At 69.8% G+C, this 8,550-nt stretch carries 9 protein-coding genes and 1 rRNA gene; 9 read left to right on the top strand and 1 reads right to left on the bottom strand.

What is annotated here, in order from left to right; translation table 11 throughout:
* Nucleotides 1-147 precede the first annotated feature (147 nt).
* The 9 genes from rrf to ACZ4A5_RS06950 all read left to right on the top strand — a co-directional run bounded on the left by rrf (nucleotide 148) and on the right by ACZ4A5_RS06950 (nucleotide 7,135).
* Nucleotides 148-264, top strand: a 5S ribosomal RNA gene (gene rrf / locus ACZ4A5_RS06990).
* A 68-nt stretch (nucleotides 265-332) separates the two neighbouring features.
* Nucleotides 333-977, top strand: a complete 645-nt coding sequence (locus ACZ4A5_RS06985) for an HAD family hydrolase (RefSeq protein WP_467579123.1) — start codon at nucleotides 333-335, stop codon at nucleotides 975-977.
* 66 nt (nucleotides 978-1,043) lie between these two features.
* Nucleotides 1,044-2,288 carry an MFS transporter gene (locus ACZ4A5_RS06980; protein ID WP_467579121.1) on the top strand — a complete coding sequence of 415 codons (1,245 nt, stop codon included), beginning with the start codon at nucleotides 1,044-1,046 and terminating at the stop codon, nucleotides 2,286-2,288.
* Nucleotides 2,239-3,408 carry an acetoin utilization protein AcuC gene (locus ACZ4A5_RS06975; RefSeq protein ID WP_467579119.1) on the top strand — a complete coding sequence of 390 codons (1,170 nt, stop codon included), beginning with the start codon at nucleotides 2,239-2,241 and terminating at the stop codon, nucleotides 3,406-3,408. Before ACZ4A5_RS06980 ends, ACZ4A5_RS06975 begins: the two co-directional genes overlap by 50 nt.
* Before the next feature lie 80 nt (nucleotides 3,409-3,488).
* The gene (locus tag ACZ4A5_RS06970; protein WP_467579117.1) at nucleotides 3,489-4,304 is read left to right on the top strand and encodes a phosphatase; all 816 of its coding nucleotides are present in this window, start codon (nucleotides 3,489-3,491) and stop codon (nucleotides 4,302-4,304) included.
* Nucleotides 4,305-4,432: 128 nt separating this feature from the next.
* Nucleotides 4,433-4,642 (top strand): helix-turn-helix domain-containing protein, encoded by a 210-nt coding sequence (locus tag ACZ4A5_RS06965; RefSeq protein ID WP_031145511.1) that lies wholly within the window; start codon nucleotides 4,433-4,435, stop codon nucleotides 4,640-4,642.
* Between the two features lie 110 nt (nucleotides 4,643-4,752).
* On the top strand, nucleotides 4,753-4,851 hold the full coding sequence (locus tag ACZ4A5_RS06960; protein ID WP_003948845.1) for a 30S ribosomal protein bS22: 99 nt from the start codon (nucleotides 4,753-4,755) through the stop codon (nucleotides 4,849-4,851).
* Nucleotides 4,852-5,048: 197 nt separating this feature from the next.
* Entirely contained in the window at nucleotides 5,049-6,095 is a 1,047-nt protein-coding gene (locus tag ACZ4A5_RS06955; RefSeq protein ID WP_467579115.1) for an NAD-dependent epimerase/dehydratase family protein, read from the top strand.
* 14 nt (nucleotides 6,096-6,109) lie between these two features.
* Nucleotides 6,110-7,135, top strand: coding sequence for a lysophospholipid acyltransferase family protein (locus ACZ4A5_RS06950; RefSeq protein ID WP_467579113.1), 1,026 nt, complete (start codon nucleotides 6,110-6,112; stop codon nucleotides 7,133-7,135).
* A 161-nt stretch (nucleotides 7,136-7,296) separates the two neighbouring features.
* Here ACZ4A5_RS06950 and ACZ4A5_RS06945 read toward each other — a convergent pair whose 3' ends face one another.
* Nucleotides 7,297-8,493, bottom strand: a complete 1,197-nt coding sequence (locus ACZ4A5_RS06945) for a DUF5667 domain-containing protein (protein ID WP_467579111.1) — start codon at nucleotides 8,491-8,493, stop codon at nucleotides 7,297-7,299.
* Nucleotides 8,494-8,550 lie beyond the last annotated feature (57 nt).

Below are 8,550 nucleotides of genomic sequence, written 5' to 3'. Positions count from 1 at the left end.
GGTTGATAGGCCAGGTGTGGAAGACCGGTAACGGTTGGAGCTGACTGGTACTAATAGGCCGAGGGCTTGTCCTCAGTTGCTCGCGTCCACTGTGTAGGTTCTGAAGTAACGACCGTGTTGTTGCCCGGTTGGTTAACTTCATAGTGTTTCGGTGGTCATAGCGTTAGGGAAACGCCCGGTTACATTCCGAACCCGGAAGCTAAGCCTTTCAGCGCCGATGGTACTGCATGGGGGACCGTGTGGGAGAGTAGGACGCCGCCGAACAAATTTTAGCCTCAGGCCCCGGGTCATAGACCCGGGGCCTGAGGCATTTTTGCGTTTAAGGTGACGTCATGCGCTATGACCTCGTCATCTTCGACAACGACGGCGTACTCGTCGACAGCGAGCCGATCGCGAACCGGATCCTGGCCGCGTACCTCACCGAGCTGGGGCACACCACCAGTTACGAGGACTCCCTCCGCGACTACATGGGCGCCGCTGTCCACCGCGTCCACGACCTCATCCTGGAGCGGACCGGGCAGCAGCTGCCGGCCGAATTCGACGACACGCTGCACGCGCGCACCTTCGAGGCGTTCGACCGGGAGCTCCAGCCGATAAAGGGCGCGGTGGAGCTGCTGGAGCAGCTGGTGGCCGAGGGCGTGTCGTACTGCGTCGCGTCGTCCGGTTCGCACGAGCGTATTCGTGTGGCGCACCGGCGCACTGGGCTGGACGAGTGGTTCGAGGACGAGTGGATCTTCAGCACGGACGATGTCGGCAAGGGAAAGCCGGCGCCGGACCTCTTTCTCCACGCGGCCCGTTCCATGGGCGTGGAACCGGGGCGGTGCGTGGTGATCGAGGACAGTCCGCGGGGCATCCAGGCCGCGACGGCCGCGGGAATGGATGTCTACGCGCTGACCTCCCTGACACCGAGGGACAGGCTGACCGGGGCGACCGGACGGGTCGACAGCCTTTCGGAGCTGCCGCGGCTTCTCGCGTGAATCCGGGCCGGCGAATCGTGTGAGCGAGCTACCCAGGGGTAGTGCCGCGCCGTAGCCTCATCGGCCATGACGGATACGCGCTCGCGGCTGAGACACGGTCGGCTCTCCCTGGCGGTCAGTTTCTTCATCCAGGGCGCGGTCTTCGCTCTCCTGGTGACCCGAATACCGGCGATCCAGACCCGGTACGGAATATCCGACGGGCTGCTGCCCGTCTTCCTCGCGGCCGTTCCGGTTCTCGCCGGAATCGGCAGTATCGCCACCGAGCGCCTGGTGGCGAGAGTGCGGCCCGGGGCCGTGCTCCGGTGGGTGCAGCCCGTCGTCGGCCTCGCCCTGCTCGGGGCCGGTTCGGGGCATGAATTATGGCAAGTGGCCGTCGCCCTCGGTGTGTTCGGGCTGGCGGTCGGCGGGCTGGACGCCTCGATGAACATGCTCGGGGTGAGCCTCCAGCACGCTTACGGGCGCAGCATCATGCTCGGCTTTCACGCCGCGTACAGCCTCGGTGGCATTGTCGGGGCGTCGCTCGCCTGGGTGGGTGCGCACGAGGGAATTCTCCTTGTCGCGATCTACGCGCCGGTGGTCGCGGTGGCCGTGCCGACGGCCCTCGTCGCGAGTGGCTGGTACGCCGACCGGGACGGTCCGGGCGAAGGGCGAACGGACGAGCCCGGAAGCGGTGCCGCCGAGCGCGGCATGCGCTTTCTGCTGCCGCTGTGTCTGGTGATGGCGTTCGCCTATATAGGGGACTCCACCGTCTCCAATTGGAGTGCCAAATACCTCCAGGAGGTCCTGCACAGTTCCGATCAGCTCTCCACCGTCCCGTACAACGCCTATATGGCGACGACCCTGCTGGGGCGGGCGGTCGGGGATCTGGGGGTGCGGCGTTTAGGGCCGGTGCGGGTGGTGCGGGCGGGGACGCTGCTCGCGGTGTGCGGATTCGGGGTGGTGGCGGTGGCGCCCGGGGCGTGGGCCGGGACGGCCGGATTCACCGTGCTGGGGCTGGGGCTGAGCGTGATCGTTCCGCAGACGTTCGCCGCGGCCGGGCGGAACGCGCAGGAAAGGCTGGGGGCCGGGGCGTCCGATGCGGCCGTCGCCCGGCTGAATATCTTCAACTATGTGGGATTTCTGGTGGGTTCACCCCTCGTGGGCGTACTCGGGGAATTGTGGAGCTATCGGTGGGCCATGGTCGTACCGATGATTCTGGTGCTTGCTACTTTCCGGTACGCCCCTTCGTTCGGCCTGTCGGGTGCCCGCTACGGTGGCGGGCATGAGCGGCCGAGCACAGCTGATGTGGGACGAGGCGGTAACGGGCTATGACTTCGGTCCCGGGCACCCGATGGATCCGGTGCGGCTCGCACTGACGATGCGGCTGGTGGAGGCGTACGGGCTCGACCGCGAGCTCCGGGTCACCGCGGCCCCCGCGGCGGGGGAGTCGACGCTGCGGCTGGTGCACCGCGAGGACTACATCGCGGCCGTGCGGGCGGCCTCGGCCGATCCGGCGGCGGCCGACGGCTCGTACGGGCTGGGCACGGCGGACGACCCGGCGTTCGCGGGGATGCACGAGGCGTCGGCGCTGATCGCGGGGCAGTCGGTGGCCGCGGCCGAGGCGGTGTGGCGCGGGGAGGCGCTGCACGCCGTGAACTTCGCCGGTGGCCTGCACCACGCGATGCCGGGGGCCGCCGCGGGCTTCTGTGTGTACAACGACGCGGCCCTCGCCGTGGCCCGGCTGCTGGAGCTGGGGGCCGAGCGGGTCGTGTACGTGGACGTGGACGTGCACCACGGCGACGGGGTGCAGGCGGCGTTCTGGGAGGACCCGCGGGTGCTGACGATCTCGCTGCACGAGGATCCCCGCACGCTCTTCCCGCAGACGGGCTGGCCCGGGGAGACGGGGGCCGCGGCGGCGGAGGGCGGCGCGGTGAACGTGGCGCTGCCGGCCGGCACGGGGGACGCGGGGTGGCTGCGGGCCTTCCACGGGGTCGTGCCGCAGCTCGTCGCGGCCTTCCGGCCGCAGGTGCTGGTGACGCAGCACGGGGCGGACACCCACTTCGAGGATCCGCTCGCCCATCTCGCGGTCTCGCTGGACGCGCAGCGCGAGGTGGCCGAGGCGTGCCACGCCCTGGCGCACACGCACGCGGACGGCCGGTGGGTGGCCCTGGGCGGCGGGGGCTATGCCGTGGTGGACGTGGTGCCGCGGACGTGGACGCACCTGGTGGGCATCGCGGCGGGGCATCCGGTGGAGCCGGCCTCCGCCGTGCCGGAGGAGTGGCGCGCGGAAGTGTATCGGCGCACGCGGCAGTTGGGGCCGCTGCGGATGACGGACGGAGTGGTGCCGGAATGGCGGGACTTCGACTCCGGCTACGACCCGGCGGACCGGGTGGACCAGGCGATCCTGGCCACGCGCCGGGCGGTCTTCCCGGCCCACGGGCTGCTGCCGTAGGCCGGCCGGCCGGTTACGCCAAGTGTGGGATCCCGGTCCGAAAAGGCGCGCCGGCCCCCGTGGTGCGGCAGCATCGGGGTGTGTTGAGTGCTCGCACCTTGCGTGCGCATCTGCTGGCAGCCCGGCTGGCCGGGACGGTGGCCACGACGCGGGAGCGCAGTCTGGGCCGGTATCGCATGTTCGTGGCCCGGGACCCGCGGGCACTGCTCGGGCTGGAGCCCGAACGGGACTGGCTCTTGGGTGATGTGTTACAGCTGATGGGTCGAAAGTGTGGAGTTTCGGCCGATCCTGATGACGCGTCAGGTCAGGACGTGATCGACCCCGATCGCACGATCGCGGCACTCGATGCCTTCGCGGACCGGCTCGCGGTGGCGGCCGCGAGCGGTGCTCCGGTGCTGTTCGGTACCGGTCATCCCCATCGACTCCTGGGCTTCTACGCCGGGTTGGCCGCGGGTCTCTCGGCGGCGGGATGCACTGTCCTCACCCCGGCGCAGGGTCGAAGTGTCGACATAACGACCCGGTTCGGGGTACGTACTTACAACCTTGACTACGTTGAAGGAGTCGCGCTGGTGCGTGAACCCGGCGCACGGAGGGGCGCGAGTGAGCCGGGCGCACATACGCATTCCCCGCTGCCGCTTCGGGTGTCTCTGGCTTCGGCGATGGACGCAGGAGAACCGCTGCCGGCGCTGGTCGTCGGGGACCACGGCTGGGTCTGCGGGGCAGGTCAGCTGGGTATTGAGGCCATCGGGCTGGCGGACTCGGACGACCCCGCGCCGTTTGTCGCAGAGGCGGAGGGGCGGGTGTCCGTCGCCGTTCCGCTTGATGACACTGTGCGGTCTGATTACTACCGACCGCTTACTCGCTATGTACTCAATCGAGCGTGTCTGTCACAGTAGGCGGCCGATGGCTGCTCCTCTTCCCCACTCGCATCACCCGCCCCTAACCTGGGGAGTGAGCGCGCAGCGACGAGGAGTCACCGGAGGGGAAGCCGGTGCGCGTCATGTGCGGAAGGTTCAGGTGTGTCATGGCTGCTGGCGAGAGGCCTCTCAATGAGGTCGTGTTCCTGACCGTGGCGGAAGTCGCCTCGGTGATGCGAGTGTCCAAGATGACCGTGTACCGCTTGGTGCACAGTGGTCATCTGCCGGCGATCCGGGTGGGAAGGTCGTTCCGGGTCCCAGAGCAAGCGGTGCACGAGTACCTCCGGGAGTCCTACGTGGGGGTGGAAACAGCCTGACGGGGACCTCGGATTACGTTGTTCGCCCGGTGCCGGGTAGGCTGGCCCGATGTAGGTCGTGTGGGCTCGGACGCCCCGCACCGAGTGAATCGATGTAAGCGAGGGTAGTCGTGGGCTCTGTTATCAAGAAGCGGCGCAAGCGGATGGCCAAGAAGAAGCACCGCAAGCTTCTCAAGCGCACGCGTGTTCAGCGTCGCAACAAGAAGTAAGCAGCGCCGCTGTGCTCGTCCCGCAGCCCTCCCACCGCTCAGCGGTGGGAGGGCTGCGGTGCGTTGCGGTGAGTAAAGCTTTCGCTACGGCTTGAAATGTAGCTCCGCGCATCGGCTGGTCACCACAGCGCAACGACGACCCGCTACGGTGGCCGCGACAGCACCACGGGCAAGGGGCGGGAAGGAAGGCGCTGATCTTGGGCAAGGTCGTGCTCGTCACCGGAGTCGCACGGCAGCTGGGGGGCCGGTTCGTCCGCCGCCTCCTGCGCGAGCCCGATGTGGAGCGGGTCATCGGGGTGGACGCCGTGGCCCCCGAGCGCGGTCTCGGCGGGGCCGATTTCGTACGGGCGGACATCCGCCATCCCGCGATCGCCAGGGTTCTGGCCGAACAGGGCGTCGACACCGTCGTCCACATGGATGTGACCGGCACTCCGCTGGGCAAGCGCGGCAGCCGGGCCACGGTCAAGGAGACCAACGTCATCGGCACCATGCAGCTGCTCGGTGCCTGCCAGAAGACGCCCTCCGTGAAGCGGCTCGTGGTCAAGTCCAGCACGAATGTCTACGGTTCCGCGCCACGCGACCCCGCGATCTTCACCGAGACCACCCCGCCCAAGTCCCTGCCCAGTGGCGGCTTCGCCAAGGACGTCGTCGAGGTCGAGGGATACGTCCGGGCCTTCGCCCGCCGCCGCCCCGACGTGGCCGTGTGCGTCCTGCGCTTCGCGAACATCCTCGGGCCGCACGCCGATTCGCCGCTCGCGGAATACTTCGCCCTGCCCGTCCTGCCGACGGTGTTCGGCTTCGACCCCCGGCTCCAGTTCGTCCATGAGAAGGACGTGCTCGAGGTGCTGCGGATCGCCGCGGGGGAGCCCCGCAGGGGCACCTTCAACAGCGGCACCTTCAACATCGCGGGGGACGGCGTGCTGCTGCTCTCCCAGGCCGCCAGGCGCCTCGGGCGCCCCACCCTCCCTTTCTTCCTGCCGACCGTCACGTGGGTCGGCTCCGCGCTCCGCTCGGTGGGCATGACGGACTTCTCCCCGGAGCAGATCCGGCTGCTCACCCACGGGCGCGTCGTCGGGACCACGGAGATGCGCGAGAGACTGGGCTTCGAACCCCGGTACACGACCGCCGGTGCCTTCGCGGACTACGCGAGCAGCCGTGGCCCCGGACTGCTGCCGCCCGACACCCTCGCCCGTACCGTCGACCGGATCGCCGCGGCCCTGCCTGCCGGCCGCGGCCAGAACTGAGGAGCGCACCCACCATGGCGGACGCGAAGGTCATCCCGTTCGGCGAGGAACCGCGGGCCAAGCGGAAGGGCCAGCGAGTGGGCCGGTCCCGGACGCACCGGACGCAGGCGCCGCTCGCGCCCGTACCGCCGCAGCGTGACGAGGACCCTGCCGTGACCGCGGAGGCCGCGGAGCCGGAGCGGGCGCGGGAGCGGGAGGGCGGTGGCTGGGACCGCAAGCTCGCGCACGGCCTGAGCTTCCTGCGGCGGCGCATCACCGGTGAGTACGAGGTGGACGACTTCGGCTACGACCAGGAGCTCGCCGACCAGGTGGTGATGTCCGCGCTCCGCCCGTTCTACGAGAAGTACTTCCGGGTGGAGGTGAAGGGGCTCGAGAACATCCCCGACAAGGGCGCGGCGCTGGTCGTCGCCAACCACTCGGGCACGCTGCCGGTCGACGGGCTGATGCTCCAGGTCGCGCTGCACGACCACCACCCGGCCGGGCGGCACATCCGGATGCTCGCCGCCGATCTGGTCTTCGCGCTGCCGGTCATCAACGAGATCTCCCGGAAGCTCGGGCACACGCTCGCCTGCGTGGAGGACGCCGAGAAGCTGCTGGAGCGGGGCGAGGTGGTCGGGGTGATGCCGGAGGGGTTCAAGGGGATCGGGAAGCCCTTCTCCGAGCGCTACAAGCTCCAGCGCTTCGGCCGGGGCGGCTTCGTCTCCACGGCACTGCGTGCCGGGGCGCCGATCGTGCCGTGCTCGATCGTGGGCGCCGAGGAGATCTTCCCGATGGTCGGCAACGCCAAGACGGTGGCGCGGCTGCTGGGCCTGCCGTACTTCCCGCTGACGCCGACCTGGCCCTGGCTGGGCCCGCTGGGTCTGGTGCCGCTGCCGACGAAGTGGACGATCCAGTTCGGCGAGCCGATCCCGACGGACGGCTATCCGCCGGAGGCCGCGGACGACCCGATGCTGATGTTCAACCTGACCGATCAGGTGCGAGAAACGATTCAGCACACGCTCTACAAGCAGCTCGTGCAGCGGCGTTCGGTGTTCTTCTGACGGTGTTCTTCTGATCTGCGTCGCGTTCTTATGACGGCGCTTCCTCCGGCGGCGCCCCGGAAGGCGCTCCGGAGATGACGGCGGCCGGTGTTCCCCCGAACTCTCCGACGTACGAGCTCGGTCCGAGGTGAGGAACACCGGCCGCCAGGGCTGCTACGGCCCTATTTCTCCGGTTCGTTGCGGATGCCGAGGCCCGGGAGGATGTCCGGCAGGAGCGGCGGGATGGTGATGTCCGGCTGCTTGGTCGCCTTGCCGTCCTTGCCCGTGTGCGCCGGGCCGGACGCGCCAGGGGTCTGCGGGGGCTGGAGGAGACCCGTGCCCCCGAGGAGGCCCTCGTGCTCCTGGTGCGCGCCCGGGTCCGCCGAGCGCGTCTGACCACCGCCGCTGTGCTTGCCGTCGGTGGCCGACGCGGACGACGGGGGCGTCGCGGGGCGGCTGTTCGTCCCGCTGTCGGAGCCGTGCCGGGGGGTGCCTGCCCGGGGCGCCGCGTGCTTGCCCGTGGGGGTGGGCAGCAGCGAGCGCAGCGGGCCGACATCACTGTCTATGGCCGCGAAGACCGAGCTGACCTGATTGCTCACGTCGGCCAGCTGGGCGGGCAGCTTCTCGCGGAGCTGGCTCCAGCCCTCGCGGTGCAGCGAGGCGAAGGAGTCGAGCCGCTCCATCGGGCCGAGGGAGCCGTCCCGCTTATAGGCCGCGTGCAGCAGCCGGTGGCCCTCGGAGACATCGTGGCGCATGCCGAAGAGGGTCTTGCGGATCTCGCTCAGGGCCTCGGAGTCGAGCGGTCCGGAACGGCCGCGCTCCATCAGGCGGCGCGCCTCGTGGAGCCGGGTCGACGCCTGGTCCAGGAAGAGGCCGCCGCGGGCGGAATCGCCGTCGGCCATACCGAGCTTGATGTCTTCCATGCCGCGCTTCAGGCCGTACAGCGAGTCGCCCGGGAGGGCGTTGGAACTCGCCGCCGCGACACCGCCGAAGGCACCCGCGGCCACGCCCACCGTGAGCCCGCCCGCGGCGAGCCCCTTGGTCCAGCGGGAGCGTGGCTTCAGCCGGCTCAGCGCCCGGTGCGCCCCTCGCCCTCGGGTCCTGCTGCCGCGCGGCTCGGGAACGGCGGCAGCGGATCCTCCGGCGAACTGGCTCTCCATGGCGGCGATCAGCTGTGCCCGCTGCACGGTTTTGATCTCGGGGTCGAGCTCGGGTGCGGGCAGGCCGCCGAGCTCGCTCGCCAGGGCCAGCAGCTTCCCCTGCTCGGCGGCATCCGCCGGTGGGCCGGGCTGTGTGGCCGCCGCGCCCTGGAGTTCCTGGTCCTCCAGGGCTTGGGCGAAGGCGTTCGCCCGCCGGTGCGCCGAAACGTTCGCGATCACAGGCGGCACCTCCTCTCGTCATGACGGTCGACTCCCCTCAAGACCGGGAGGGTTGCA

Source organism: Streptomyces sp. NPDC025618 (assembly GCF_055558795.1).
Note: the sequence above shows the minus strand (reverse complement) of the source record. Positions and strands in the feature narration are given on the sequence as shown.